General features: G+C 47.2%; 25 protein-coding genes. 15 read left to right on the top strand and 10 right to left on the bottom strand.

Features of this window, described 5'->3' with window-relative positions:
* Positions 1 to 30: 30 nt before the first annotated feature.
* The 3 genes from D1627_RS08385 to D1627_RS08375 form a co-directional block, all read right to left on the bottom strand.
* Entirely contained in the window at positions 31 to 1,095 is a 1,065-nt protein-coding gene (locus tag D1627_RS08385; protein ID WP_119431870.1) for a PA0069 family radical SAM protein, read from the bottom strand.
* A gap of 92 nt (positions 1,096 to 1,187) precedes the next feature.
* Positions 1,188 to 2,486 (bottom strand): cryptochrome/photolyase family protein, encoded by a 1,299-nt coding sequence (locus tag D1627_RS08380; RefSeq protein WP_119431753.1) that lies wholly within the window; start codon positions 2,484 to 2,486, stop codon positions 1,188 to 1,190.
* A 39-nt stretch (positions 2,487 to 2,525) separates the two neighbouring features.
* Positions 2,526 to 3,248 carry an SDR family NAD(P)-dependent oxidoreductase gene (locus D1627_RS08375; RefSeq protein WP_119431752.1) on the bottom strand — a complete coding sequence of 241 codons (723 nt, stop codon included), beginning with the start codon at positions 3,246 to 3,248 and terminating at the stop codon, positions 2,526 to 2,528.
* 303 nt (positions 3,249 to 3,551) lie between these two features.
* Between D1627_RS08375 and D1627_RS08370 the strand changes: the two genes are divergently transcribed.
* Positions 3,552 to 6,998: a pyruvate carboxylase gene (locus tag D1627_RS08370; protein ID WP_119431751.1), complete on the top strand. Its 3,447-nt coding sequence runs from the start codon at positions 3,552 to 3,554 to the stop codon at positions 6,996 to 6,998.
* 149 nt (positions 6,999 to 7,147) lie between these two features.
* Positions 7,148 to 7,444, top strand: a complete 297-nt coding sequence (locus D1627_RS08365; RefSeq protein ID WP_119431750.1) for an antibiotic biosynthesis monooxygenase family protein — start codon at positions 7,148 to 7,150, stop codon at positions 7,442 to 7,444.
* Between the two features lie 256 nt (positions 7,445 to 7,700).
* Here the strand turns inward: D1627_RS08365 and D1627_RS08360 are convergent, their stop codons facing one another.
* Positions 7,701 to 8,033, bottom strand: coding sequence for a tetratricopeptide repeat protein (locus D1627_RS08360; RefSeq protein WP_119431749.1), 333 nt, complete (start codon positions 8,031 to 8,033; stop codon positions 7,701 to 7,703).
* A gap of 67 nt (positions 8,034 to 8,100) precedes the next feature.
* Between D1627_RS08360 and D1627_RS08355 the strand changes: the two genes are divergently transcribed.
* The 4 genes from D1627_RS08355 to D1627_RS08340 all read left to right on the top strand — a co-directional run bounded on the left by D1627_RS08355 (position 8,101) and on the right by D1627_RS08340 (position 11,860).
* Positions 8,101 to 8,841 carry an electron transfer flavoprotein subunit beta/FixA family protein gene (locus D1627_RS08355; RefSeq protein WP_119431748.1) on the top strand — a complete coding sequence of 247 codons (741 nt, stop codon included), beginning with the start codon at positions 8,101 to 8,103 and terminating at the stop codon, positions 8,839 to 8,841.
* A 3-nt stretch (positions 8,842 to 8,844) separates the two neighbouring features.
* Positions 8,845 to 9,822 carry an electron transfer flavoprotein subunit alpha/FixB family protein gene (locus tag D1627_RS08350; RefSeq protein WP_119431747.1) on the top strand — a complete coding sequence of 326 codons (978 nt, stop codon included), beginning with the start codon at positions 8,845 to 8,847 and terminating at the stop codon, positions 9,820 to 9,822.
* 18 nt (positions 9,823 to 9,840) lie between these two features.
* A complete protein-coding gene (locus D1627_RS08345; RefSeq protein ID WP_119431746.1) occupies positions 9,841 to 10,446 on the top strand; it encodes a bifunctional nuclease family protein in 606 nt (201 codons plus the stop codon).
* A 112-nt stretch (positions 10,447 to 10,558) separates the two neighbouring features.
* The gene (locus D1627_RS08340) at positions 10,559 to 11,860 is read left to right on the top strand and encodes a NupC/NupG family nucleoside CNT transporter (RefSeq protein WP_119431745.1); all 1,302 of its coding nucleotides are present in this window, start codon (positions 10,559 to 10,561) and stop codon (positions 11,858 to 11,860) included.
* Positions 11,861 to 11,942: 82 nt separating this feature from the next.
* Here D1627_RS08340 and D1627_RS08335 read toward each other — a convergent pair whose 3' ends face one another.
* Together D1627_RS08335 and D1627_RS08330 are read right to left on the bottom strand one after the other, a co-directional pair.
* Positions 11,943 to 12,731, bottom strand: a complete 789-nt coding sequence (locus D1627_RS08335) for an ABC transporter ATP-binding protein (RefSeq protein WP_119431744.1) — start codon at positions 12,729 to 12,731, stop codon at positions 11,943 to 11,945.
* A 60-nt stretch (positions 12,732 to 12,791) separates the two neighbouring features.
* Positions 12,792 to 13,523, bottom strand: a complete 732-nt coding sequence (locus D1627_RS08330) for an MlaE family ABC transporter permease (protein WP_199688400.1) — start codon at positions 13,521 to 13,523, stop codon at positions 12,792 to 12,794.
* A gap of 113 nt (positions 13,524 to 13,636) precedes the next feature.
* Between D1627_RS08330 and D1627_RS08325 the strand changes: the two genes are divergently transcribed.
* From D1627_RS08325 to dnaN, 8 genes are all read left to right on the top strand, one after another.
* On the top strand, positions 13,637 to 14,347 hold the full coding sequence (locus tag D1627_RS08325; RefSeq protein WP_119431743.1) for an SDR family oxidoreductase: 711 nt from the start codon (positions 13,637 to 13,639) through the stop codon (positions 14,345 to 14,347).
* Between the two features lie 52 nt (positions 14,348 to 14,399).
* The gene (locus D1627_RS08320; protein WP_119431742.1) at positions 14,400 to 15,101 is read left to right on the top strand and encodes an outer membrane beta-barrel protein; all 702 of its coding nucleotides are present in this window, start codon (positions 14,400 to 14,402) and stop codon (positions 15,099 to 15,101) included.
* A gap of 18 nt (positions 15,102 to 15,119) precedes the next feature.
* The gene (locus D1627_RS08315) at positions 15,120 to 15,773 is read left to right on the top strand and encodes a phosphoribosylanthranilate isomerase (protein ID WP_119431741.1); all 654 of its coding nucleotides are present in this window, start codon (positions 15,120 to 15,122) and stop codon (positions 15,771 to 15,773) included.
* A gap of 54 nt (positions 15,774 to 15,827) precedes the next feature.
* Complete coding sequence (locus D1627_RS08310) at positions 15,828 to 16,532, top strand: SDR family oxidoreductase (RefSeq protein WP_119431740.1); 705 nt, start codon at positions 15,828 to 15,830, stop codon at positions 16,530 to 16,532.
* An 89-nt stretch (positions 16,533 to 16,621) separates the two neighbouring features.
* Complete coding sequence (gene gldA, locus D1627_RS08305; RefSeq protein ID WP_119431739.1) at positions 16,622 to 17,533, top strand: gliding motility-associated ABC transporter ATP-binding subunit GldA; 912 nt, start codon at positions 16,622 to 16,624, stop codon at positions 17,531 to 17,533.
* 121 nt (positions 17,534 to 17,654) lie between these two features.
* Complete coding sequence (gene gldF, locus D1627_RS08300; protein WP_119431738.1) at positions 17,655 to 18,383, top strand: gliding motility-associated ABC transporter permease subunit GldF; 729 nt, start codon at positions 17,655 to 17,657, stop codon at positions 18,381 to 18,383.
* Positions 18,383 to 20,068, top strand: coding sequence for a gliding motility-associated ABC transporter substrate-binding protein GldG (gene gldG, locus D1627_RS08295; RefSeq protein WP_119431737.1), 1,686 nt, complete (start codon positions 18,383 to 18,385; stop codon positions 20,066 to 20,068). Before gldF ends, gldG begins: the two co-directional genes overlap by 1 nt.
* A gap of 107 nt (positions 20,069 to 20,175) precedes the next feature.
* Positions 20,176 to 21,300, top strand: coding sequence for a DNA polymerase III subunit beta (dnaN, locus tag D1627_RS08290; RefSeq protein WP_119431736.1), 1,125 nt, complete (start codon positions 20,176 to 20,178; stop codon positions 21,298 to 21,300).
* Between the two features lie 70 nt (positions 21,301 to 21,370).
* On the opposite strand, the gene D1627_RS08285 is transcribed toward dnaN, so the two are convergent.
* Complete coding sequence (locus D1627_RS08285; protein ID WP_119431735.1) at positions 21,371 to 22,420, bottom strand: endonuclease/exonuclease/phosphatase family protein; 1,050 nt, start codon at positions 22,418 to 22,420, stop codon at positions 21,371 to 21,373.
* A 74-nt stretch (positions 22,421 to 22,494) separates the two neighbouring features.
* Here D1627_RS08285 and gldC point away from each other — a divergent pair, with 74 nt between their 5' ends.
* Complete coding sequence (gene gldC / locus D1627_RS08280) at positions 22,495 to 22,836, top strand: gliding motility protein GldC (RefSeq protein ID WP_119431734.1); 342 nt, start codon at positions 22,495 to 22,497, stop codon at positions 22,834 to 22,836.
* 69 nt (positions 22,837 to 22,905) lie between these two features.
* Here the strand turns inward: gldC and D1627_RS08275 are convergent, their stop codons facing one another.
* The 3 genes from D1627_RS08275 to hemL form a co-directional block, all read right to left on the bottom strand.
* Positions 22,906 to 23,352 (bottom strand): hypothetical protein, encoded by a 447-nt coding sequence (locus D1627_RS08275; RefSeq protein ID WP_119431733.1) that lies wholly within the window; start codon positions 23,350 to 23,352, stop codon positions 22,906 to 22,908.
* Between the two features lie 182 nt (positions 23,353 to 23,534).
* Positions 23,535 to 24,071, bottom strand: a complete 537-nt coding sequence (dcd, locus tag D1627_RS08270) for a dCTP deaminase (RefSeq protein WP_119431732.1) — start codon at positions 24,069 to 24,071, stop codon at positions 23,535 to 23,537.
* 120 nt (positions 24,072 to 24,191) lie between these two features.
* Positions 24,192 to 25,490 carry a glutamate-1-semialdehyde 2,1-aminomutase gene (gene hemL, locus D1627_RS08265; protein WP_119431731.1) on the bottom strand — a complete coding sequence of 433 codons (1,299 nt, stop codon included), beginning with the start codon at positions 25,488 to 25,490 and terminating at the stop codon, positions 24,192 to 24,194.
* Positions 25,491 to 25,498: the final 8 nt, after the last annotated feature.

The following is a 25,498-nucleotide window of genomic DNA, read 5'->3' as shown; positions in this document are numbered from 1 at the left end:
AATTGGCCATACTTATTGCGGAGTCAAACGCTAAAATAGGGCGAGCTGCTTGCCCTTCCTTTGGCAGAAATGGTCGTAATTATAAGGTTTCATACTTCGGCCAGCCATAAATTTTTGCTTACTCAGCCTGAAGAGCTTTGAAATTGCTTCGGCAAATTTCCCCTCGCCATGCATGCGCACTCCAAACCTGCTGTCGTTTAGCTGGCCTCCATGGCAATCGGCAACCTGGCTCAACACCTTGTCAGCCCTATCTGGGAAAGCCTGCCGTATCCAATCCTCGAAAATAGGCCCGATGCTGCCGTTGAGCCTCACCAAAGTGTACGCAGCGTTACTGGCGCCCGCCTCGGCGGAGGCTTTTATGAGTGCAGGAATTTCGGAGTCGTTCAGGCCAGGAATAATGGGTGCGGTCATTACGTTTACAGGCAAACCTGCCTCGCTAAGCTTTTTAACCACGTCCAGCCGACGCGCGGCGGAGGCAGTTCGGGGTTCCAGCTTCTGGCGAAGCTTTTCGTCAAGGGTTGTGATGCTTATGTTGACGTGCACTAAATCATACTTGTTGAGCTCCTGTAACAAATCCAGGTCTCTTAGAATGAGCGCATTCTTAGTGATGATGCTAACCGGGTGGCGATATTCCAGAAGTACCTCTAGAATTTGGCGGGTAATTAATTTCTTTGCTTCAATGGGTTGGTAGCAATCCGTATTTCCAGCTAGCATAATCGGCATTACCTGCCAGCTTTTTTGCTCTAGTTGTTTCGCAAGTGTTTCGGCTGCGTTCTCTTTTACAATGATTTTTCGCTCAAAGTCGAGGCCAGCTCCATAACCCCAGTATTGATGTGTATTGCGGGCATAACAGTACACGCAGCCGTGCTCACATCCTTGGTAGGGATTTAATGAGTAGCTTAACCCTAAATCTGGGCTATCGACTTTATTGACGATCTTCTTAGGGTGCTCCTTGAGGTATTCTGTTTTGGAGTTGTGCAACATAGGCTCATCCAGCCCTTCGAGGTGCTCCGCAACATATTCCTGTTTTAGGTATGGATTTTCGGGATTGTATTGGGCACCTCTGCCTTTAAAAAACTCATCTGCCTTTATCATGATCAACTATACTTTGTGCTAATATAGTTGGTTTATGCTAAATTTATTAGTTTTGTTTATTGTTTTCAGGGATAATTAGATTATATTTCCTATTACATGCCTGAATCAGCAATTGAATCTTTAAAAGCCTGGAGCGCGCGGTCGCGGGCCATACTATGGTCTACCATTGGTTTGGGGTAATCTGGCGTTCCAAACTCTGGGACCCAACGTTTAATATAGGCATGTTGCTTATCAAACTTGGCAACCTGGCTATCGGGGTTAAAAACCCTGAAGTATGGTTGTGCGTCGGCGCCAGTACCAGCGGCCCACTGCCAGTTACCTACGTTGCTCGACATTTCGTAATCCAACAGCTTCTCAGCAAAGTATGCCTCGCCCCAGCGCCAATCTATCAGCAGGTCCTTAACAAGGAAGCTGGCTACTACCATACGCACGCGGTTATGCATAAAACCTGATTGGTTTAGCTCGCGCATGCCGGCATCAACTAATGGGAAACCGGTTTTGCCTAAACACCATTTCTCAAACTCATCCTCGTTGTTGCGCCAAACAATGTGCCTGAATTTTGGCGCAAAGCTTTTATCGACCTCCTCCGGGAAATGATAAAGAAGCTGCATAAAAAACTCTCGCCAGATGAGTTCCTGAAGCCAAGTGTCGTTATACTGTAAGCCAAGCTGCACCATTTCCCTAACGCTGACAGTGCCGAAACGCAAATGCGCACTAATGTGAGTAGTGGCATCCTTTGCAGGCAGGTCACGGGTTTTGTCGTAGTCTTTGAGCGTGTCGGGCCTTAAATCCGGGGAGGGTACTCTCAGGGCGGATTCCTTAAATCCCATTTGATCCAAAGAAATTATTTTGGTATGCTTATGTTTTAACAAATGCTCAAAGTATGGCTCGGTTTGCTGCGGCTCAGCCATTGCTGGATCAAAAGCTTTTAACCAAGCGTTTTTATAGGGAGTGTACACTTTGTAAGGCGTTCCGCTTTTGGTAAGAATCTCGTCCTGCTCAAAAATAACTTGATCCTTAAACGTCTCGAAAGCCAGGTTGCTTTTTGCCATTAATGCCTGTGCTTGCTGGTCGCGATGGCGGGCATAAGGCTCGTAGTCATGGTTGGTGTAAATGCCTTCCAGATCATACTCCTGCATCAACTCTGATAGTACATCCAACGGTTTTCCATACTTTACGAGTAGTGTACTACCGTGCTTTTCGAGCTGGCGGTGCATTTCAGATATTTGCGCATGTATAAACGTTACGCGGGCATCATCTGCATCCAGCTTGTCCAGGATTTCCTTATCAAAAATAAAAAGTGGCAGAACCTCATGACCGCTTTGCAGCGCTTCCGAAAACCCAGCGTTGTCGTGTAACCTTAAATCGCGGCGAAACCAGAATAAAAGCATCTGTGGGAGTTTGTGAGTTTTATGTTAAGAGTAAAGCTGCTAGATCAATTTAATGGAGCTCATGCCGCCATCGAGACGCAGGGTTTGCCCGGTCATCCACGCTGAGTCATCGGAAAGCAAGTATAGCGCAGCGCTTGCCATGTCGTCAGGTTTGCCTACACGGCCTAACGGGTGGCGCTTGCCTGCCGCCTCGGCTTTCTCCGGTGAGCTTAGCAAACTTTTAGCCAATGGCGTATCGGTTAAAGAAGGGGCTATGGTGTTAACGCGAACCTTAGCAGAGGCATATTCTGCTGCCAGAGATACAGCCAAGCCTTGCACTGCCGCTTTAGCTGTGGCGATGGACGTATGAAAAGGCATGCCTGTTCCAACTGCTACCGTGCTGAAAAGCACAACGCTCGAACCCTCAGCCTTCTTCAGCAGTGGCATTACGGCTTGTAGCACCTGCACTGCGCCAAGTACGTTTAGTTCTAGGTCGTTTCTAAAATCCTCTATTTTCATGCGCTCGAAAGGTTTAAGTTTTATACTTCCGGGGCAATACACGGTTCCATGCAGCACATTAGGCAGCGCCTCCAACAGTGGTTGCGCATCAAACTGCAGTACATCCAGGGGCACATGCTGCAGGTTAAGCGCTTCGGACTCTTCTGAGGGTTTCCGTGAAGCCACTATTACATTTGCCCCTTTCTCCTGCAGCCTTCTGGCTGTTTGTAGGCCAATGCCAGAGGTTCCACCAACTACGAGTATGTTCTTATCTTTTAAAGGCATAAGTATAGGTGTTGAGTTGTTTGTTTTCTAACCCGGCCAAAGAGTATTTGTTCAGGAACAGTTTTAATTGGTGCTCGGATTTTATGCTGATTGTTTAGTACAAAACGGAGTTGCCTTAATTGTAGTTTAGGCTATAACCTTCTGCTACATAATCAGGTATTAACAGCATCAGTTCCCAATATTAAGTTATACTAATACATGTGTTTAAACGCAGGTTTAATAACCTTGAATCGGTGTTTGAAACCAGTAGCATAGCCTCGTTCTCTAAAAACCAATCAATACGCCTAAAACTGCTCACCGCCTATGAAAATTAAAAAAGTACTCGTAGCTAACCGCGGCGAAATTGCCATTCGTGTCTTACGTGCCTGCACCGAACTAAACATTGAAACAGTAGCTATTTACACGTATGAGGATCGTTACTCTCTGCACCGCTATAAATCCGATGAAGCGTACCAAATTGGCAAGGACAACCAACCTCTGCAACCCTATCTGGATATTGAAGGCATTATCCGGATTGCCAAGGAAAACAATGTAGATGCCATACACCCGGGCTATGGCTTCTTATCAGAAAACCAGCATTTTTCACGCCGCTGCGCCGAGAATGGTTTGATCTTTATAGGTCCCAGGCCTGAAGTGATGGCCTCGCTGGGAGATAAGATAGCAGCCAAGAAGGTGGCTATCAGCTGCGAAGTGCCTGTTATTGAGAGTAACACCAAAGACCTCGAAACTTTTGAGATTGCCTTGGCGGAAGCGCACCGGATAGGATACCCGCTTATGCTGAAAGCGGCAGCTGGCGGTGGCGGGCGTGGCATGCGCGTAATCCGGGATGATGATCAGTTGGAGAAGGGTTTCTTTGAGGCCAAAAACGAGGCGCAAAAGGCCTTCGGCGACGATACCCTGTTTCTTGAGAAGTTCGTAGAAAACCCAAAGCACATAGAGGTACAGATTGTAGCCGATAATTACGGGAACATAACGCATCTATTCGAACGCGACTGCTCGGTACAGCGGCGGTTCCAGAAAGTGGTGGAAGTGGCCCCGGCCATCAGCTTAACCGATGAAACACGGCAACAACTCTATAATTACGCAGTGCGCATCTGCAAGGCGGTTAATTACAACAACGTAGGCACTGTTGAGTTTCTGGTAGAGCCGCACACGCAGCAGATATACTTCATAGAGGTTAATCCGCGCATACAGGTAGAGCATACAGTTACTGAAATGATTACGGGCATAGACCTGATTAAAACGCAGATCTACATTGCGCAAGGATCAAAATTAGAGGATGAAGAAGTGCAGCTAGGACCTGCCACCCCAGTTCGTGCGCATGGCGTGGCAATTCAGTGCCGCATCACTACCGAAGACCCCGAGAATGATTTCAAACCAGACTACGGCACCATCATCGCTTACCGAAGTGCGGGTGGGTTTGGCATCCGCCTAGACCAGGGAAGCGTGTACACAGGCGCTAAGATCAGCCCGTTCTTCGATTCCTTGTTGGTTAAAGTATCCACGCATGCACCCACGCTGGCCCATGCTGCCACTAAAATGTCCAGAACGCTGGATGAGTTTCGTATCAGGGGCGTAAAGCAGAACATACAGTTCTTGCAGAACATCATCAACCACCCTACTTTTATCGCTGGCGATGCCACGGTAGATTTCGTAAAAACGCACCCGGAATTGTTTGTGTTTAAGCAGCGCAAAGATAGGGCCACTAAAATGCTTACGTTCCTCTCGGATGTGATCGTAAATGGCAACCCGGATGTGAAAAAGGTAAACCCGGACAAGGTGCTTCGCAAACCCGACCTGCAAGGCTTTGACCTGAGCAAACCTTACCAGAAAGGTACTAAAGACTTGCTCACTGAGCTCGGCCCGGAGGCATTCTCTAAGTGGCTGCGCGCGGAAAAACAAATACACTATACCGACACCACCTTCCGAGATGCGCATCAGTCGTTGTTGGCAACGCGCATGCGTACTTTTGATATGCTGAAAATTGCAGAAGCTTACGGCAAAGACCACCCGCAAATTTTCAGTATGGAAGTATGGGGCGGAGCCACTTTTGATGTATGCCTGCGTTTTTTGCACGAAGACCCATGGGACCGGCTTGCTGAATTGCGAAAAGCGATCCCGAACATACTTTTGCAGATGCTGCTGCGTGGCTCTAATGGGGTAGGGTATAAGGCTTACCCAGATAACCTAATTGAATCTTTTGTGGAGAAATCCTGGGAAACTGGTGTGGACGTATTCCGAATATTCGACTCGCTGAATTGGATGAAAAGTATGGAGCCCTGCATCAACTATGTTCGCAAACGTACTCAGGGCTTGGCGGAAGGTACCATCTGCTACACCGGGGATATCCTGAATCCGAAAAAAACAAAGTATACGTTAGACTATTATCTGCAGCTTGCAAAGCAGCTGGAGAGTGCCGGCGCGCACATTCTTGCCGTAAAGGATATGGCTGGCCTGCTGAAGCCCTACGCCGCCACTGAACTGGTCACCGCCTTGCGCGATACGGTTAGCATTCCGATTCACCTGCATACCCATGACACTTCATCTATACAGGCAGCCACTTACCTAAAAGCAATTGAGGCCGGTGTAGATGTGGTGGATGTAGCGCTTGGAGCTTTATCCGGCCTAACCTCGCAACCCAACTTTAACTCGGTGGTGGAGATGATGCGCTTCCAGGAACGGCACCGAGAGTTTGACCAAGCCAGCCTGAACCGGCACTCAAATTATTGGGAAACTATTCGGGAATACTATTATCCATTTGAGTCTGGGTTAAAGGCGGGTACAGCGGAAGTGTACCGCCACGAAATACCAGGCGGGCAATACTCTAACCTGCGGCCACAGGCAAACGCACTGGGCCTCGGCGACAAATGGGAACTAATCAAGCAAACCTATGCTGAAGTAAATCAGTTGTTCGGGGATGTGGTAAAGGTGACACCGAGCTCCAAAGTTGTTGGCGATATGGCCTTATACTTAGTGTCTAACGGCCTCTCAACCGTAGATGTGCTGGAGCGCGGCGATCAGATCTCTTTCCCAGCTTCGGTGCAGTCTTTCTTTAAAGGCGAGTTGGGCCAGCCCGCAGGCGGTTTTCCTAAAAAACTGCAAAGCATCGTACTTAAAAACCCCGATGAAGCCTTTACTGACAGGCCCAATGCACACTTGGAGCCAGTGGACTTTGAGAAAGAGTTTGCAGCGTTTAGGGATAAGTATGGCAAAGAAAAACGTTTTGTGGATTTTCTGTCTTTCCAGTTATACCCTAAAGTATATGATGACTATGTAAAACACCTGGAGCTATATGGCGATGTATCTAAAATCCCGACAAGGCTATTCTTCTACGGTTTACAACCAGGCGAGGAAGCTATTATTGATATTGCCCGTGGCAAATCCATCGTGATCAAGTATCAATCGCTGAGCCATGTAAACGAAGACGGCATGCGCACAGTATTCTACAAGCTAAACGGCCAAACAAGAAACATAGATGTGCGAGACCGTTCCGTAAAGGTAGAGCGGGTTGAACATAAAAAGGCTGATAAGAGTAATGTTAAGGAAATTGGTGCACCGCTTCAGGGGATGCTCTCTAAAGTGTTGGTAGAAAAAGAGCAGAAAGTAAAAAAGAACACGCCGCTGTTTATCATAGAGGCCATGAAAATGGAGACGACCATTACTGCCAATGAGGATGCAGTAGTCAGTAGTATTGAGTTGCGTGAAGGGGAGTTAGTAAACACCGATGATCTTGTGCTTACACTCAGTTAAAGTATGAATCTAAACACAGTGGGTTGACTAAAAATTATGCTTTCTGAGAATAAATCTTTAGAATTACTCTTTCAATTAAACCTGCGTTAATGGCGCATACGCAGGAGCAGTACCATTCATTAAATCGCGCCACCTACTAAATTGATTACATGTTTGTAGCACTAAGCACTTTTGAAATAGCCAACGACATGGCAGACGAGGTGAAAGAAGCCTTCGTTAACCGCCCACAACTCGTAAATAATGCGCCAGGGTTTATCCGCCTGGATGTACTGAGCCCGAAGGATAATACACAGGAAATCTGGATGATGACTTTTTGGACAGACGAGGAAAGCTACCAGGTATGGTATAAGAACCACATGCGAGAGTCGCACCAGGGGGTGCCTAAAGGCCTAAAGCTGGTGCCTCACAGTCCGAAAGTGCGCATGTTCGACCACATTACGGCCTAATGGCAGATGCATAAAAAGACAGCCGCCGCCCTACCTGTTTATCGGTGTAAGGCGGCGGCTGTCTTTTTTAATGTAAAACCTTAATGCCGCGTATGAGTTAAAATTTATACCCGGGCTTTCAAACCTATACTTTAAAACAAAGCTAGTTGCAAATACAGTAACCTTTTAGGGCAAAATGAGTTTTAAATATAGATTTGGAAATATGCTGCATGCATACTATTTTTGATGAAAGCAATTCGGGATGGCTGGCAGCCGGTTAGTCGTCTTCGTAATCCAGGCCCATCATCTTATTGTATGCCTGCTGCAGTTCCGAAAATGCGTGCATGTTGCCTTCCTGGCGGCTTACCTGCATGCCTTTTTTATAGGTGCGCTCTGCCACATCGCTTTCGCCAAGCTCTTCGTATAGTTTGGCAGCATGGTAGTAAGTGCCTACATAGCTTTCGTGTTCGGCCAGCAGTTTTTCATAATACTCCAGCGCTTTTTGCGGGTTCTCGTTACGATACTCAGTGGCAATGGCGTATAGTGTAAAGGAATCGTTCGGGTCTTCTTCCAGGAATTTGAAGAGCTGTTCTAATCTGTTTTGGTTCATTTCGAATTGGCTATATTTTAATTAACTTCGCAACAAATCTAAATTTAAAAAGCTAACATTTCTAACCATGAAAATATTAGTTTGCATCAGTAACGTACCGGATACCACTTCCAAGATCAACTTTACGGCTGACAACAAGGCGTTTGACAAAAACGGCGTGCAGTTCGTTATCAACCCTTGGGATGAGTATGCGCTGACAAGAGCCATTGAGCTGAAAGAAGCAAAAGGTGGCACCGTAACCGTATTAAACGTAGGTGAGGCCGATACAGAGCCAAACATCCGCAAGGCACTCGCTATTGGTGCAGACGATGCTATCCGCGTAAACGCAAACCCAACGGATGCGTTCTTCGTGGCGCAGCAGATCGCTGCGATAGCCAAAGAAAACAATTATGATATGATCCTGATGGGCAAAGAGTCTATTGACTACAACGGCTCGCAGGTGCACAACATGGTTGGCGAGATCTTGGGCATCCCTGCCGTGGTTCCGGCTTTTAAACTGGACCTGGTAGATGATAGCACTGCCCGCTTGGAGCGTGAGGTTGAGGGTGGCAAAGAGGTGGTCGAGGTAAAGCTGCCGTTTGTGGCGAGTGCCCAGCAGCCAATGTCTGAGCCACGCATCCCGAACATGCGCGGCATTATGACAGCCCGTACAAAACCATTAAATGTAGTAGAGCCGGTTGGTGCCGAGGCAAAAGCTGAGTATGTAAACTACAGCAAGCCGGAGAAAAAGGGCGGGGTGAAGATGATTGACCCGGAAAATGCCGGCGAATTAATTACATTATTGAGAAACGAAGCTAAAGTACTATAAGATATGTCTGTATTAGTATTTGTAGAAGGTCTTAACGGAGAGATCAAAAAGTCCTCACTGGAGGCTGCATCTTACGGAAGCCAGGTAGCGCAGCAGCTTGGCGCAACCGCAACAGCCGTGGCTATCGGCGAGGTGCACGAAGAAGCGCTTACAAAACTGGGCGAACAGGGAATTGAAAAAGTACTGTATGATGAAGACAGCCGCCTAAATTCTTTTGTAGCTGACGCCTATGTAAAGGTAATCGCGAAAGCTGCCCAGCAGGAAAGCTCAAAGGTGTTGGTTTTCTCTAACTCTAACATCGGTGCCTCTATCGGCGCTAAACTGGCGGTTCGCCTGAATGGCTCTCTGGCTACGAACGTTACTACGCTGCCAAACACAGATGGAGGATCGTTTGTAGTAACGCGCGGTGTATTCTCGGGCAAAGCCTTTGCTGATGTTGCCCTGACTGCTGATGTTAAAATCATCGCTGTAAAGAAAAACTCATTCGACGTGACGCATAATGCCGGTGCAACAGCTACTGTTGAGAAGCTTTCTGCCGATCTTGCCGATGCTGACTTTGCTGCCGCTCCTAAAGAAACCGTGATGCAGGAAACCGATGGTGTACTGCTTCCGGAGGCTGAAGTTGTGGTATCTGGTGGCCGTGGACTGAAAGGTCCTGAGAACTGGCACCTGATCGAGGACTTGGCAAACGCCCTAGGCGCTGCCACTGCCTGCTCTAAGCCTGTATCGGATATGGATTGGAGACCGCACCATGAGCACGTTGGCCAAACAGGTATAACGGTTAGCCCGAACCTATACATTGCTGTGGGTATTTCAGGGGCCATCCAGCACCTTGCCGGGGTTAACTCTTCTAAAGTGATTGTCGTTATTAATAAGGATCCGGAGGCGCCGTTCTTCAAAGCCGCTGATTATGGTATTGTAGGCGATGCCTTTGAAGTAGTTCCAAAATTAATTGAAGCTGCCAAAGCTTTAGACAAATAGACTTTAGAAGAAGATACTGTGAAGAAAATTCAGTTAGAGATACTCGGTCTTTCCTCCAGCCAATCCCAAACGGGTTCGTTTGCTTTGGTGTTAGGAGAGAAAGAAGGAAACAGAAGGCTGCCTATCATTATTGGTATGTTTGAGGCGCAGTCTATTGCTATTCAGATTGAAAAGATTAACCCTAACCGCCCGCTAACGCATGACTTGTTCAAGTCTTTTGCTGAGGAAATGGATGTGCGCGTTACTGAGATCCTGATCTCGGATTTGAAAGAGGGGGTATTTTATTCTAAGATTGTGTGCACTAATGGCTCCAAAGAGTTCGAGTTGGATGCCCGCCCATCTGATGCTATAGCCATAGGCCTGCGCTTTGGAGTTCCGATCTATACTGTAGAGAGCGTACTATCCGAAGCCGGAATTATTCTCAGCGACTTGGAAGAAGAAGAGGAGGAGAATGAAGAAATGGCCGTAAAAAGCAGTTCTTCTGCAGCTAGCTCTGGTTCAAAAAGCGAGCCTTTAAACCAAACATCTGTGGATGATTTAAACAAAATGCTGAACGAAGCCCTTGAAAAAGAGGACTATGAAAAAGCAGCCAAAATTCGCGATGAGTTGAATAAGCGCAACTGATTTAAAATATAGTATATTCTATAAAAGGTTCGGTGCCAAGAGGTGCCGAACCTTTTTGTTTTATAAGATATTAGGCTTAATTTTGACAGATTTTGTCTTTCAACCAACTGTAATGTACGATATTCTTAGAGGGCTTGGTGGCCTTATTGTGCTCCTTGGCATCGCCATATTGTTCTCAAAAAACAGAAAATCCATCGACTGGAAACTGGTCGGTTTCGGCGTTTTTCTTCAGATCCTTTTTGGCGTACTCGTTACGCAGGTTCCCATTGTGGCTGATGGCTTCGCGTTTGTGAGCCGCCTCTTTGTAAAACTTCTAAGCTTTTCGCAGGCAGGTGCCCAGTTTCTGTTCGGCAACCTGGCAAACCCAGCTGAAAACGGTGGCTTAGGCTTCATTTTCGCCTTCTCGGTGCTCCCAACTATTATTTTCTTCTCCACGGTTTCGGCTGGTTTATATTACCTCGGCGTGTTGCAGAAAATCGTGTTTGGTATCGCCTGGGTTATGTCAAAGGGGATGCGGCTTTCCGGAGCCGAGAGTTTATCTGCAGCGGGTAATATCTTCCTGGGGCAAACCGAGGCTCCCTTGCTTGTGAGGCCGTTCATTTCGCGCATGACCAAATCGGAATTGATGTGCTTAATGACGGGCGGTATGGCCACACTGGCCGGCGGTGTGCTGGCGGCTTATGTAGCGTTTCTGGGTGGAAGCGATGTAAACCAACAGGCTATTTTTGCAGCTCACCTGCTCACGGCATCTATCATGAACGCCCCAGCGGGTATTGTACTTGCAAAAATTCTGGTTCCTGAGACTGAGCCTGATAAGATAAATACAGAACTAGAGGTAAATGAGGAGCAGCTTGGCGTAAACTTAGTTGATGCTTTGAGCCGTGGCGCAGGCGATGGCCTGAGGTTGGCAGCGAATGTAGGTGGCATGTTACTAGCCTTTATTGCGGTAATTGCCATGCTAAACTATATGCTCATAAAAGTTGGCGCACTAACCGGCCTGAACGATTTCGTTGTGGCTAGCACAAGTGGGCAGTTCGATGGTTTCTCGTTTCAGTATATATTGGGCCAGATATTTAGGGTTTTTGCCTTTATAATGGGCGTACCTTGGCAGGATACGTTACTAGTGGGTAGCTTACTCGGCCAGAAGACGGCTGTAAACGAGTTTGTGGCATACCTTGATTTAGCAAACATGAAGGCAGCCGGTTTGCTAGGGGAGAAGGCGCTTATTATGGCAACTTATGCACTCTGCGGCTTCTCTAATTTTAGCTCTATTGCCATTCAGATTGGCGGAATCGGAAGTATGGCTCCTAACCAACAGGGCGCGTTGTCTAAGTTAGGTTTTCTGGCACTGCTAGGCGCATCGCTGGCCTGTATGATGACTGCCACTATTGCAGGTATGCTTTACGGAGTCTAAGAGATATCCGGTTTAACTATTATAAAACAGAAGCGCTCCTGCCGAATAGCAGGAGCGCTTCTGTTTTATACAACCCGCTTTTTTATTTCTGAGCCGCTCGTTGCTGTTCCTCTTCCTCTTCTTCTACTTTTTTTGCATCGCGCATCAACCTGTTTGCAAAGATAAATTCGTTAAGTTCCTTTACATTCGAGTCGAGGATGTCATCACGGGTGCCTTCCCAAATCTTTCTGCCTTCATACAGGAACATGATTTTTTCGCCAATCTCTATCACAGAGTTCATGTCGTGCGTCACCACAATAGTCGTGATGCCGTATTCTTCCGTGATTTCCGCTATAAGTTCATCGATTTTTATGGCAGTAAGCGGGTCAAGGCCGGAGTTAGGTTCGTCGCAGAACAGGTAAGTACAATTAGGCGCAATAGCCCGGGCAATACCGACACGCTTTTTCATTCCGCCACTCAACTCAGAAGGCATTTTATTGTTTGAGTTCTCGAGGCCTACGCGCTGGAGGCAAAAGTTGACGCGGTCCATGCGCTCATCTTTCGGCATATCTGAAAGCATCTTCAGTGGAAACTCTACATTCTGCTCCACCGTCATGGAGTCAAATAGCGCCGAGCCTTGGAACAGCATGCCAATCTTCCTGCGAATCTCCTGCCGGATGTCCAGCTTGTTATTAGTAAAATAGGTGCCATCGAACGTAACACTGCCTATATCCGGTTTTACAAGACCAACAATGCACTTGAGGAGCACGCTTTTACCTGTACCGCTGGCACCCAAGAGTAGGTTGGTTTTGCCAGTCTCGAAAACGCCGCTAACGCCATCCAGTACTTTTTTATCCCCGAAGGTCTTATGTATATTGTGTATTTCGATCATGATAATGTAGTCTGTTTATACTTACCAGGTTAGCTAAAGTACAGTTTATAGTTGCGTAGCTTACAGGAGCAACTGGGCACAAACAAAATCTGCGATGAGTACCGCGATAACACTGTTTGTAACGGCTGTAGTACTTGCTGCTCCAACCTCCAAAGCGCCACCTGAAGTATAGTAACCTCTGAAAGATGAAATAGAGGCGATCAAAAACGCAAAAACCTCAGCTTTGATCAGCGCGAAAACCACGTTATAAGGAATAAAATCATCCCTAATACCCGTGATATATTCTTGTGCTGTAATTTCACCTGTAATGGTGCCAGCCAGATAGCCGCCAGCTATACTCAGGAACATGGAGATGATAACCAGCATCGGGAAAACCAGCATGGCCGCCACGATCTTAGGCAGCACAAGGTAGGAGGCAGAGTTTATACCCATCACCTCTAGGGCATCCACCTGCTCGGTAATCTGCATCGTGCCCAGCCCGCCGGCAATGTTAGATCCGACTTTCCCTGCTAATACAATGGATGTGATGGTAGGGGCGAGCTCTAGGATAGTCATTTCGCGCACCATGTAGCCTATGGTGGAACGCGGAATCAAGGCGTTTACAAGATTGTAGGAGGTCTGCACGCAGGTTACGGCGCCAATAAATGTAGATACAATCGCGACGATGAATATGGAGTTTATCCCGATCAGGATCGCCTCGTCGATGGTGCGGTTAAAAATAACTTTAGAAGATTCGGCCCGGGCGAAAAGGCTCTTCATAAAGATCAGGTACTTTCCGAAATGTTGCAACATATTGCGGTGCTCAGGTATTTAAAAACAGGCGAATAAAGGGGTTTCCAAACAAAAATACTCTTAAATACCTATATTACGGTTAAAATTGTAAAACATATAAAACTACGCTTACTATGCAACGATATATTTTGGTAACCGGTGGTACTAAAGGGATTGGCAGAGCCGTTATTGAGCAGTTTGCCAAAGAAGGCTTCCATATCATTACCTGTTCCCGAAACGAAAAAGACCTGCAAAAGTTAAAGCTGGAGATTGAGCAAAACTATACGTTCTCTAAAGTTTTCTTTCAGGAGGCAGACCTGAGTGACCGTGACTCACTGAAGCGTTTTAAAAAGTATGTTGATGGTTTGGGGGTGCAACTTGATGTGCTGGTGAATAACAGCGGGCTTTTTATACCTGGCAAAATAACCGAGGAAGATGATGAGGCGCTGCCGTTTATGATCAACACTAACCTATATAGCGCTTATTACATGACGAAGGCATTTGTGCACGGCATGATAGCGCGCCGGGCAGGCCATATATTTAACATTTGCTCCACGGCAAGCATCACCCCATACATTAACGGTGGCTCTTACTGTATCTCGAAGTATGCCATGTATGGCATGACGAAGGTGCTGCGCGAAGAGTTGAAGGAGCATAACGTGCGGGTAACGGCCATACTTCCGGGGGCCACGCTTACGGCAAGCTGGGAGGGAGTTGACCTGCCGCCAGAGCGTTTTATAAAGGCCGAAGACGTTGCACTCGCGCTCTGGAATGCCTATACCTTGTCCGGGAGCAGTGTGGTGGAGGAGTTACTCATACGCCCGCAGTTAGGGGATATTCAATAGCTTAGCTAAAAAACCAAACTTTATACCTTACGCTCAAAACTCATACTAAAACATGAAAACAACGAAACTACTGTGCGGCACGCTCTTACTTGCTGGCTCAAGCTTTGCCCAAACAGTCGAAATATCTGGTACTGCCTTTACCGGCATTTCAAAATTTGGCGGATCCGGGGCCGCCAAAAGTTCTTTTATCTATACTAGTATCACAGCAGATGAGGGATATAGTTACACCAATAACCCGTACGGGGCCAGGTTTTCTATAAACGATGGCATCGGTATGCAAGCGCAGTTTGTTTCCGAAAGAAAGTATATTTTGGGCGCGCAGCTTGGTGTGGAGCAACTGCGTAGCCGCACAGAGATAACAGGTATTTCAAGTAGTGCTTATTTCCGGTATGCTAAGGGCCATACTACGCTTCGGCACGATTTCATAAACCTTAACCCATACTTTGGGAAGCGCCTTTTTAGTTCTGGCCTGGATGTGGATCTGTTACTGGGAACTGATCTGGGTGTTTGTCTGAAGAGCGAAGAAAATGGTGAAGCGGAAGATAGTAATGGAGAAACCATAACAACATCCGAGGAGCGCATAAGACCACGTACCGATGTGAGGCCACGTATTGGGCTTGCCATGTATAAAAATCGTTTTGGGCTTAATCTAAGTTACGCGCATGGGCTCACAAGCTATACAGGCGAGAGGGATGGAAGTAATGTAGAAAATTATATGCGCGTGGTGCGCCTGGGGCTTAGCTATAGGTTGTAGTCTGGATTATTGTTAAATATGAAACCAAAAGTAAAGATATGCTGCATCAGTAGCGTACAGGAGGCAGAAACGGCCGCCCGGTTTGGGGCTGCCGCCCTTGGCCTGGTAGGCGAAATGCCCAGCGGACCAGGAATAATCAGCGATGCCCTTATCCGTGAGATCGTGCGTACTATTCCGCCGCCGCTTGCCTCTTTTTTACTAACCAGCCGCACCAGTGCCCAAGCCATTATCGGACACCACAAACTGGTCTATACCAATACAATTCAGTTAGTTGATGCCTTGCAGGAGGGAACCTACCAGCAAATAAGAGAAGCCCTGCCCGGCATTAAGTTAGTGCAGGTGGTGCATGTGCTCGGCGAGCAAAGTATAGAAGAGGCCATGAGGCTGGAGCAGAACGTAGACGCTATCCTGCTGGACTCCGGTAACCCTGGGTTAAAGGTAAAAGAACTGGGTGGTACAGGCCGCATCCACGACTGGGTGATAAGCCGCCGCATCCGGGAAAGTATACATAAGCCCGTTTTTCTGGCTGGTGGGCTGCATGCCGGCAATGTGCGCGAGGCAATAGAGGTGGTGCAACCCTTCGGCGTGGACCTGTGCAGTGGCGTGCGCAGCAATGGCCAGTTAGACCCGTATAAACTAGAGAAGTTTTTTGAGGCAGTAGAGAAAAGCTGAGTTCACTTTAATAATCCGCCTCAGATCATTTATCATACCTAAACAATCAAAACTATGAATTTAGATGGAAAAATAGCCGTGGTAACCGGCGTTAGCAAAGGTATAGGTCTGGCCACGGTTAAGAGCTTGCTCGATAAGGGTGCCCTGGTGGCAGGATGGGGGCGCACGGCTCCTAACTTAAAGCACGAAAATTTTCATTTCTTCGAGTGCGATGTGCGCTACAACGAATCGGTGCAGCAAGCTTTCGACCAAACGATCTCTCGCCTGGGCACGCACATTCAGGTGCTCATAAATAATGCTGGCCTTGGCATAGCCGGATTGATGGAGGACATGAGCCTGGAGGATTGGCATACCATGTTCGAGACAAACGTGAACGGCATTTTTTACTGCACGCGGCTGGTTATACCTGGCATGAAGGAACTGGAAGAAGGCCATATCATTAATATATCGTCTATTGCGGGCACTACGGGCATAGAGCAGATGTCGGGGTATTGCGGCACGAAGCACGCGGTTCGTGGCATTTCTCACTCGCTGTACAAAGAGGTGCGCGAGTATGGCGTGAAAGTCACGTGCATTTATCCTGGCTCGGTGCAAACTAACTTCTTCGATAATTTTGAGAATATCACAGTGTCTGAGAACATGATGCGCCCCGAGGATATCGCCTCCACCATTATGCACGCACTGGAGTCTCACCCGAACTACCACCATGTAGACATAGAAGTACGCCCGCTGATGCCAAAAGGGAAGCGCCAGAAGTAGATACAAGTATGGTTTAGCTTTTGTAGCTTTGCGCTGTAAAGTATGAGCGGATTATACATTAAACCTGTTTTCCAAGCATCCCCGGATAAATGTCTGTTGAAGTAAAGAACCTTACAAAAATATATGGCGATCAGCGCGCAGTGGATGATATTTCGTTCACTGTGGAGCCCGGTCAGATACTCGGTTTTCTTGGGCCAAACGGCGCAGGTAAATCCACGACCATGAAGATCGCGACCTGCTACCTGCCGCCCTCCAGCGGAACGGTGCTGGTAGCCGGCCACGATGTTGTGCAGGATGCCATTGCCGTTCGCCGGAACGTTGGGTATTTGCCCGAGCACAACCCGCTTTACCTGGATATGTATGTGCACGAGTACCTGCAGTTTGTGGCCTCGGTGTATGGCCTCAAAAGCAAGTTTGCCAAGGCGCGTGTGCAGGAAATGGTGGAGTTGTGCGGCCTGCAGCTGGAGCAAGGTAAAAAAATTGGCGCCCTCTCCAAAGGGTACAGGCAACGCGTTGGACTGGCCCAAGCCCTTGTGCACGACCCGAAGGTGCTGATACTTGATGAGCCAACCACAGGCCTCGACCCAAATCAGATCGTAGAGATCCGGGCCCTGATCAAGCGCATCGGCGAGAATAAAACCGTTATCTTCTCCACGCACATTATGCAAGAGGTTACCGCCATCTGCGACCGCGTGGTGATTATTAACCGCGGCAAACTGGTTGCCGACAGCGATGTGGCCAGCCTACAGGCCGGAGGCAGAAACGAGAAAATTACCTTGGTAGAGTTTGAGGCGCCAGTAGAGGCAGAGGTGCTGCAAAGTATAGCTGGCGTGCAGCGCGTAGAGCTTGCGCATGGCCATACCTATCGCATCGTTTCAAGCAAGGCAGCAGATGTGCGGGCAAACGTTTTCAGGCTGGCTGCCGAACGAAACTGGCCGCTGGTTGGCCTCAAACAGGAAGAGAACTCCCTGGAACAGATTTTCCAACAACTGACTAAATAATCAGAAATTCAAAGTTAAAAATTAGAAATAAGGGGGTGAAGTAAATCTGGATTATTGAACATTTCATACTTAAGATTTACTTAATTTCTACTTTCTAATTCATACTTTCTAATTAAAAAAGATGCTTGCAATCTTAAAGAAAGAATTTAACGGCTTCCTTAACTCCCTGGTCGCCTATATCGTGATCACGGTGTTTCTGGTGGCTATTGGCATGTTTATGTGGGTATTCCCGGAAAGCAGCGTGCTGGAGTATGGCTTCGCCGACCTGCAGACGCTTTTCAACATGGCGCCTTGGGTTTTCCTGTTCCTGATTCCGGCCATTACCATGCGCACCTTTGCCGAGGAGAAACGCGAAGGAACAATTGAGTTGCTGCTTACCAAACCTATCACTGATCTGCAGCTTATACTTGGCAAGTATGTCGCGGCCCTATTGCTGGCGCTGTTGGCGTTGGTGCCAACGCTTTTATACTATTACTCGGTGTATGAGTTAGGCAATCCGCAAGGGAACATCGATTCTGCCGCTGTTGTAGGCTCATACTTAGGTCTGGTATTTCTGGCGGGTGTTTTTTGCGCCATCGGTGTGTTTGCCTCTTCTGTTTCTGATAACCAGATTATCTCTTTTGTGATAGCAGTGTTCCTGTGCTTTATCATCTACACCGGCTTCGATTCCATTGCCTCCATACCTATGTGGGGCAGCTTTGACTACCTGATCAGCCAGCTCGGGATTTCTTACCATTACAATGCCATCAGCAAAGGCCTTATCGACTCACGGGATGTTCTATACTTTGTGAGTGTGATCGCTGTGATGGTTTTAGCAACAAGACTTGTACTTAGAAGCAGAAAGTGGTAATGGAGCATACAAAAAGTAAACGCAACAACGACATCCTTATCTTTTCGGCTTGCCTGGCAGGAATCATACTTCTGAACGTGCTGGCAACTAACTTTTTCTTCAGGGTAGACCTGACCGAGGACCAGCGCTATACCATTGCGCCAGTAACCAAGCAGATGCTGGGCCGCCTAGATAACGAGGTTGTGGTGGACGTATACCTGGAGGGTGATTTCCCGGCGGGTTTTAAGCGCCTGCAGCAATCTGTGCACGAAACTCTGGATGAGTTCAGGATCTACGCCGATGGCAACCTGCGCTATAACTTTATTGACCCCACCGAGATCACTGACGAAAAGCAGCGGAACGAGTTTTATACTTCTTTGGCCCAGAAAGGCATTATCCCGACAAATCTGCGTGCCACCGAAGACGGTAAGCAGGTAGAGCGGTTAGTCTTTCCGGGGGCTGTAATCAAGTATAATGGCAAAGAAGCTGCGGTTAACTTATTAAAGGGGAACCTGGCTGCCTCCCCGGACGAGCGGCTAAACCAATCGGTAGAAGGAGTGGAGTATGAGCTGGCGACGGCTATCCGCAAGATCGCTTTTCAGGGCAATAAGATCATCGGGTATATCACCGGGCAGGGCGAGTTGGAGCAGCAGCAGGTTACAGACCTTTTAGGCTCCCTGCAGGAATACTACCGTGTTGCCCGTGGCGATCTGGCACAGATTCCTTCTCTGTATGGGCTGGACCTGATAATTGTTGCCAAGCCAACCAAGCCTTTCACGGAAGCGGACAAGTATAAAATAGACCAGTTCATTATGAAGGGCGGCAAAGCGGTGTTCTTCGTGGACCCGATGTATGCTGATATGGACAGTGTAGGCGCAGGCGGTATGTTTGCCCTGCCTTACAACCTCAACCTCGACGACTTGCTATTCCGGTATGGCGTGCGCCTCAACCCCAACATGGTCATGGACCTTAACTCAGGGTTCATACCTTTGGTAACAGGTTATTTGGGTGATAAGCCACAAACTGAAATGATTAACTGGCGCTTTTACCCACTGCTGAATAACTTCGGTGATCACCCAATTACACGCAACCTGGATGCCGTTTATTCTAAGTTTGCAAGTACCATTGATACGGTAAAGGCAGACGGAATCCAGAAGACGCCTTTACTTTATACTTCAAACTATTCCCGCATTTTGGATGCCCCGGTGCCGCTTACCCTGGAAGAAGCTCGGATCGAAGTAAACCCGGAACAGTATAAAGCAGGCCAGCAACCTGTTGGTTATTTGCTGGAAGGAAAGTTTACATCGCTTTTCCGAAACCGTAAAGCGCCAGCCGGTGTGCAGAACACACAAGTACAGGAAATCGGCAAAGAAAGCAAAATAGCGGTTTTCTCTGACGGCGACCTGGTACGTAACGATATTAACGCAAGAACTGGCCAGGCCTATGAACTGGGTTTCGACAGGTTTAACAATGTTACGTTTGCAAACAAGGAGTTGGCCATGAACACGGTGCATTACCTCCTAGATTCAGAAGGCCTCATAAATGTGAGGAACAAGAAAATTGAGCTCAGGCCACTGGATAAAGTACGTGTAAGAGAAGAGAAAACGTATTGGCAGTTGCTGAACTTAGCGGCACCTATTATATTATTGGGTCTATTTGGAGTTATCCGTTATTACCTGCGTAAGCGAAAGTATGAGCGGTTTTAAAATTATCTCGCTATAACACAGCCTGCCACAAAAAAGGAGTGGTAAAAGGCTTAGGAGAAAAACGAAATATTTTTAACTTTGCCTAAATAACATTATAGGTATACATAATGAAATTTATCGTCTCTTCTTCTGCTCTTTTGAAGCAGCTATCCAGCATAAACGGAGTAGTAACTAACAATCCGGTGGTTCCGATCCTCGAGAATTTCCTTTTCGAGATCAACAACAGCACCTTAACCATCACAGCGAGTGATCTGGAGACATCCATGATGACGGAGCTGCCGGTGGAGGCAAAGGAAAACGGCCGAATTGCCGCCCCTGCCAAGATTTTGCTGGAAACCTTGAAAAACCTGCCAGACCAGCCGGTAACTTTCACCATCGACGAAGAGACCTATACGATCGAGATCAGTTCATCAAACGGACGTTATAAACTGTCTGGTGAGAATGCGACTGATTTCCCACGCGTTCCTTCCGTGCAGGGCGGCAATGCTATCGAGATTCCTTCTAATGTGCTTGCTCGTGCAATCAACAAGACCATCTTTGCGGTAAGCAATGATGAGCTTCGCCCGGCCATGACAGGTATCTTTGTGCAGCTGCGCTCCGAGAACGTTACGTTTGTAGCCACTGACGGTCACAGATTGTTGCGTTATCGCCGCACCGATGTTGGCACAGAGCAAGAGGCTTCAATCATTGTTCCGCGCAAGGCATTTACACTGCTTAAATCTACGCTGCCAAACGAGGCTACTGCAGTTAGAATGGAGTTTAACCAGTCCAACGCTTTCTTCAGCTTCGATAACATCCGCATGATCTGCCGGCTGATTGACGAGCGTTACCCGGATTATGAAAACGTGATTCCGGTGCAGAATCCTAACAAACTGGTGATAGACCGCAGCGACCTGCTGAGCTCTGTGAAGCGTATCTCGATCTACTCAAACAAAACTACGCACCAGATCCGACTGAAACTGTCTGGTTCGGAAATGCAGGTTTCTGCCGAAGACCTGGATTTCTCTAACGAGGCAAATGAGCGCCTGTCTTGCCAGTACGAAGGCGAGGACATGGAAATTGGCTTTAACGCTAAATTCCTGATGGAGATGCTTAACAACATCGATTCTGATGAGATCACATTTGAACTTTCTACGCCTAACCGTGCCGGTTTGCTGATGCCAATCATGAACGAGGAAGCGGAAGACGTACTAATGCTTGTAATGCCAGTAATGCTTAACAACTACGTTTAAGTTATCCTTAGCTATAAAACAAGAGAGGCGAGTCCATACGGCTCGCCTCTCTTGTTTTATATGCGTTGCATTATCGCTTGGCCTTACGCACTTGTATAAACACTGGGAAATGATCTGAAAAGCCTCCTATATAAAGCTTGCCGTTAAAGGTACTGCGTGGAGCTTCTTTATACTTTCCCAACGTATACTTTATGCTTGTAGGGTTATAGATTTTGGCAGATCCCCTTACATACTCTAAACTACCTCGCTCATCAATCAGGGATTTAGAGATCATGACCTGGTCCAGCATCTCAAAGTCACCGCGGTTATAGTAACTCCCCAGCCCATTTACATAAGCCATATAATGCGTATTAAAGAGCTCCTTATTGAAGGCTGGGTTCGGCCTGCCGGTTGCCTTTAAGTTTTGCTGCATGGCTGTGCTGCGCGGCTCTGCACCAAAATTACCAAGTACAATAATTCTGGTGCTTGGGTCTGCTGCCTGCTGTTTGTCGATCTCCCGGCGCAAAGTGGTGGCAGCTGCTTTCCAGCGGCTATCATCAGGCTTTCTGCGGCGCGTTCTGGCTGCTGGCGGCCAGTGGTTTACATAGATGGTCACAAGCTCGCCACGTAGTTCTCCTTTTACCTGTAAGATATCCCGTGAAGTATAGCCTTTTTCCTTAAAATCAATTTTGATAAACTGAGTGGAGGTAGGTTTGAAAATTTTGGGCTTATAGAGCAGCGCCACGTCCAGGCCGGTGGCATCACTCATATCTTGGTGTATTATGTTATAGCCATGTTTTCGAAGGGGAGCAGTACTTATCAAATCATCTAGTACTTTGCGGTTCTCTATTTCACAGAGCCCAAGTATGGCTGGCCCATTGTCTCCGCCGATACCTGAAATGACCTCAGCAATATGCTTTAGTTTTGTTTGATATCTCTCCTGCGTCCATTTCATCGTGCCATCAGAGGTAAAGGCATCGTCATACTTTGCAGGGTCATTGGTGGCATCGTAAAACTTCTCGGTATTATAAAACGCAACCGTGTAAAGCTTCCCTTTTTTTGAGGATAGCGATAGCCTGGAACATCCCGACAGGGTGAGGAGCGTAAAAAAAAGTAGGAGAGTTTTAAATCCGTGGTGCATCGTGTAACTTTGTGCTCATATATCTTTCAGACATATTACGAGAATACTATACAATAAAGTTTAATATTGAGCACATGAAGAAATCAGAAATATACTTTAGCATTGCCCTGGACGATAACCGCATCCCGGAAGCCATTAGCTGGAGAGCCACAGATGCCGGAGATAAGATCCACTTTGCCAAGGCGATAAACATCTCGCTTTGGGACCGCGACGAGGCTGGAACCATGAAAATTGACCTCTGGACGAAGGACATGCCTATTGATGAGATGAAGTATTTTTACATCGATACGATGGGTGCCATGGCACAAAGCATTGCCACCGCAACCAGCGACCAGGTAATGGCTGATAAAATCAGAGCCCTATGCAAGGAACTTTCTGATCATGTAGAGCAAGAGCGCCAAAAGAATGACCAATAAATAAAAAAGCCCGGGCCACCTATTTTTAGGTGGCCCGGGCTTTTTTGTATACTACTAAAGTTAAAAGGCTTAATTCACGCTTACTGTGGCTTGGTCCGATTCAGCATTGATAGCAATACCTTCACTTTCCTCACCACGCAGTGTCTGCGCTACAAACTTTTTATCTTCTGCATCATAATCTTTACGATCGCCGAAATATGAATTATACTGTACTGTGCTTAGTACGTTCTCCAGATAACTGTCACGCTTGGCGCAAACGCCTTTGCATAACTCTTCAATTTTAGCAGGATTGCCGGCATACTGCTCTTCAATGGCAGTAATCTGCTCAGCAACTTGCTGGTTAATATCTCTTAATTTTCTGGACTGATAATTATTAAGGCGCAAATCTCGTATCATCTGGTCAGACATATGCTTTGCTCTGGCATTCGCGATTGCCTTTGAGGATTTATCCCCACTAGCTTTTGCAGCGAACGTAGAACCAAACATCATGCAAGCCATTACCAGTACCTTTTTCATAATCTTATCCTTCCTTTTAGTTTTGTTTTCAATAGACTATATTACTTACAAACGGCTTTGACAGCCGAAAGATTCCAACATTTGTAAGTAATTAATATACCTAATATAGTGCACATACTATGCCAAAAAGCCCGTTTAACGTATATCAAACGGGCTTTTTAAAAATATATTGTTGAATGGTACTACCACTCGTTCATCCACATCATTGATTCAACTGGGGTAATGGTGCGGTGGTTATACTTGGCATTTTGCTTTTGATTGTAATAATTCTCAATGCCGCCTTTCACTTCAAAGTATATCAATTGCCCAATAGGCATACCGTAGTACACACGTACTTTTTTTGATACCGATATCTCCAGCGTCCATGTGTTGCAGAAACCCACATCTCCTTTGCCGGCTGTAGCATGAATGTCAATGCCTAACCTGCCAACACTTGACTTTCCTTCCAGAAACGGAACATGCGCATGGGTTTCAGTGTACTCCAGCGTAACACCTAGGTATAGATTACCGGGCTCTAGTACAAAGCCTTCCTCAGGAATCTCGAAAGTCTCAATCTCGTTGTGCTTGCGTGCGTCTAAAACATCATCTTTGTAAGTGGCAAGGTAACGGCCAAGATGCACATCGTAGGAGTTTGTACCGAGGCAATCGCGGTTGAAAGGCTCTACCAGGATGGTACCTTTTTCTACTTCCTCAAGTATTTGCTTATCAGATAAAATCATGTTAGTGGGTGATTGGGAATGTAAAAGTAAGGAGAACTATGAGATGTATCAAAATTTGTAAAGCAAAACGGCAGCACCGGGGTAAGGCGCTGCCGCTCACTTATTCTAATCGAATTCATACTATGCTTGTAGCGCCTGCTGCAGACTCTCATAATTTGCCTGTATGTATTGCGCCACTAACTCCTCTGAGATAGCTGTTGACACAAACAAGGCCTCATACTGTGACGGGGCAAGGTAAATACCTCTTTGCAGCATGGCGTTAAAGTAGCGACCAAAGAAAGCTGTGTCAGAATTTTTGGCCGATTCAAAGTCATACACTGGTTGGTCAGTAAAGAAGATGCTGAACATAGAGCCAATGCGGTTAATGGTAAAATTAAGCCCAAGCTTCTGCATATTTGCCTGCATGCCTTCTACCATTTTAAGAGTTGTTTGCTCTAACTGCGTATAAACTTCTGGATGATCATTAAGATAGGTAAGCATAGCCATACCCGCCGACATGGCGATTGGGTTGCCTGATAGCGTACCTGCCTGGTATACAGGGCCAGCCGGGGCTACATAATCCATGATCTCTTTTTTGCCACCATAAGCGCCAACAGGCATGCCGCCGCCAATTATTTTGCCTAGCGTGCTCAGGTCAGGAGTTACGCCATAAAGTTGTTGCGCACCACCCGGCGACAACCTAAAACCAGTCATCACTTCATCAAAAATAAGCACGATGCCTTCTTTGTCGCACAAGTCGCGGAGGCCTTGCAGGAAACCATCAGCTGGTGTAACCAAGCCCATATTTCCAGCTACTGGTTCTAAAATAATGGCTGCTACTTGCCCTTTGTTGGCCTCAACTAGCGTTTGAACTGCTTTCAGGTTGTTGTAGGGTGCCGTGAGGGTATCGTTTGCCGTGCCCTTTGTAACGCCTGGGCTATCTGGCACACCAAGTGTTATGGCGCCGCTGCCCGCTGCAATCAGGAAAGAGTCGCCGTGGCCATGGTAACAGCCTTCAAACTTAATTATTTTATCGCGGCCTGTATAGCCACGCGCCACGCGGATAGCCGACATCGTTGCCTCTGTTCCGGAGTTTACCATGCGCACCTTTTCTATACTTGGCACCATGCTCACAATCAGCTCGGCAATCTCAATTTCTTTTCTGGTAGGGGCACCAAACGACAAAGAGTTCGGAATGGCTTTTTTAACGGCTTCGTTCACCACATCAGCGGCATGGCCGAGAATCATTGGTCCCCAGGAGTTGATAAGGTCCATGTAACGGTTGCCGTCTTCATCATACATGTAAGGCCCTTTAGCCGAAACCATGAAACGAGGATTTCCACCTACTGCTCTAAATGCCCTTACCGGCGAGTTTACGCCGCCGGGTATGCTATTTTGTGCGCGAAGGAAAAGTTCGTTGCTCTTTGGTGCTTGTATCATAAGGTATG

Source organism: Pontibacter oryzae (genome assembly GCF_003576375.1).
GTDB lineage: Bacteria > Bacteroidota > Bacteroidia > Cytophagales > Hymenobacteraceae > Pontibacter > Pontibacter oryzae.
The sequence above is the reverse complement of the archived record's forward strand: the minus strand, read 5'-3'. Positions and strand labels throughout refer to the sequence as shown.

Coding starts and splice junctions, on each gene's coding strand:
- D1627_RS08285 (WP_119431735.1), bottom strand. CDS start 22,420: ATGCACCACGGATTTAAAACTCTCCTACTTTTTTTTACGCTCCTCACC.
- gldG (WP_119431737.1), top strand. CDS start 18,383: ATGGAGCATACAAAAAGTAAACGCAACAACGACATCCTTATCTTTTCG.
- D1627_RS08355 (WP_119431748.1), top strand. CDS start 8,101: ATGAAAATATTAGTTTGCATCAGTAACGTACCGGATACCACTTCCAAG.
- D1627_RS08365 (WP_119431750.1), top strand. CDS start 7,148: ATGTTTGTAGCACTAAGCACTTTTGAAATAGCCAACGACATGGCAGAC.
- D1627_RS08325 (WP_119431743.1), top strand. CDS start 13,637: ATGCAACGATATATTTTGGTAACCGGTGGTACTAAAGGGATTGGCAGA.
- D1627_RS08360 (WP_119431749.1), bottom strand. CDS start 8,033: ATGAACCAAAACAGATTAGAACAGCTCTTCAAATTCCTGGAAGAAGAC.
- D1627_RS08315 (WP_119431741.1), top strand. CDS start 15,120: ATGAAACCAAAAGTAAAGATATGCTGCATCAGTAGCGTACAGGAGGCA.
- dnaN (WP_119431736.1), top strand. CDS start 20,176: ATGAAATTTATCGTCTCTTCTTCTGCTCTTTTGAAGCAGCTATCCAGC.
- D1627_RS08340 (WP_119431745.1), top strand. CDS start 10,559: ATGTACGATATTCTTAGAGGGCTTGGTGGCCTTATTGTGCTCCTTGGC.
- D1627_RS08320 (WP_119431742.1), top strand. CDS start 14,400: ATGAAAACAACGAAACTACTGTGCGGCACGCTCTTACTTGCTGGCTCA.
- gldC (WP_119431734.1), top strand. CDS start 22,495: ATGAAGAAATCAGAAATATACTTTAGCATTGCCCTGGACGATAACCGC.
- gldF (WP_119431738.1), top strand. CDS start 17,655: ATGCTTGCAATCTTAAAGAAAGAATTTAACGGCTTCCTTAACTCCCTG.
- D1627_RS08275 (WP_119431733.1), bottom strand. CDS start 23,352: ATGAAAAAGGTACTGGTAATGGCTTGCATGATGTTTGGTTCTACGTTC.
- D1627_RS08335 (WP_119431744.1), bottom strand. CDS start 12,731: ATGATCGAAATACACAATATACATAAGACCTTCGGGGATAAAAAAGTA.
- dcd (WP_119431732.1), bottom strand. CDS start 24,071: ATGATTTTATCTGATAAGCAAATACTTGAGGAAGTAGAAAAAGGTACC.
- hemL (WP_119431731.1), bottom strand. CDS start 25,490: ATGATACAAGCACCAAAGAGCAACGAACTTTTCCTTCGCGCACAAAAT.
- D1627_RS08310 (WP_119431740.1), top strand. CDS start 15,828: ATGAATTTAGATGGAAAAATAGCCGTGGTAACCGGCGTTAGCAAAGGT.
- D1627_RS08370 (WP_119431751.1), top strand. CDS start 3,552: ATGAAAATTAAAAAAGTACTCGTAGCTAACCGCGGCGAAATTGCCATT.
- D1627_RS08350 (WP_119431747.1), top strand. CDS start 8,845: ATGTCTGTATTAGTATTTGTAGAAGGTCTTAACGGAGAGATCAAAAAG.
- D1627_RS08375 (WP_119431752.1), bottom strand. CDS start 3,248: ATGCCTTTAAAAGATAAGAACATACTCGTAGTTGGTGGAACCTCTGGC.
- D1627_RS08385 (WP_119431870.1), bottom strand. CDS start 1,095: ATGATAAAGGCAGATGAGTTTTTTAAAGGCAGAGGTGCCCAATACAAT.
- gldA (WP_119431739.1), top strand. CDS start 16,622: ATGTCTGTTGAAGTAAAGAACCTTACAAAAATATATGGCGATCAGCGC.
- D1627_RS08380 (WP_119431753.1), bottom strand. CDS start 2,486: ATGCTTTTATTCTGGTTTCGCCGCGATTTAAGGTTACACGACAACGCT.
- D1627_RS08330 (WP_199688400.1), bottom strand. CDS start 13,523: ATGTTGCAACATTTCGGAAAGTACCTGATCTTTATGAAGAGCCTTTTC.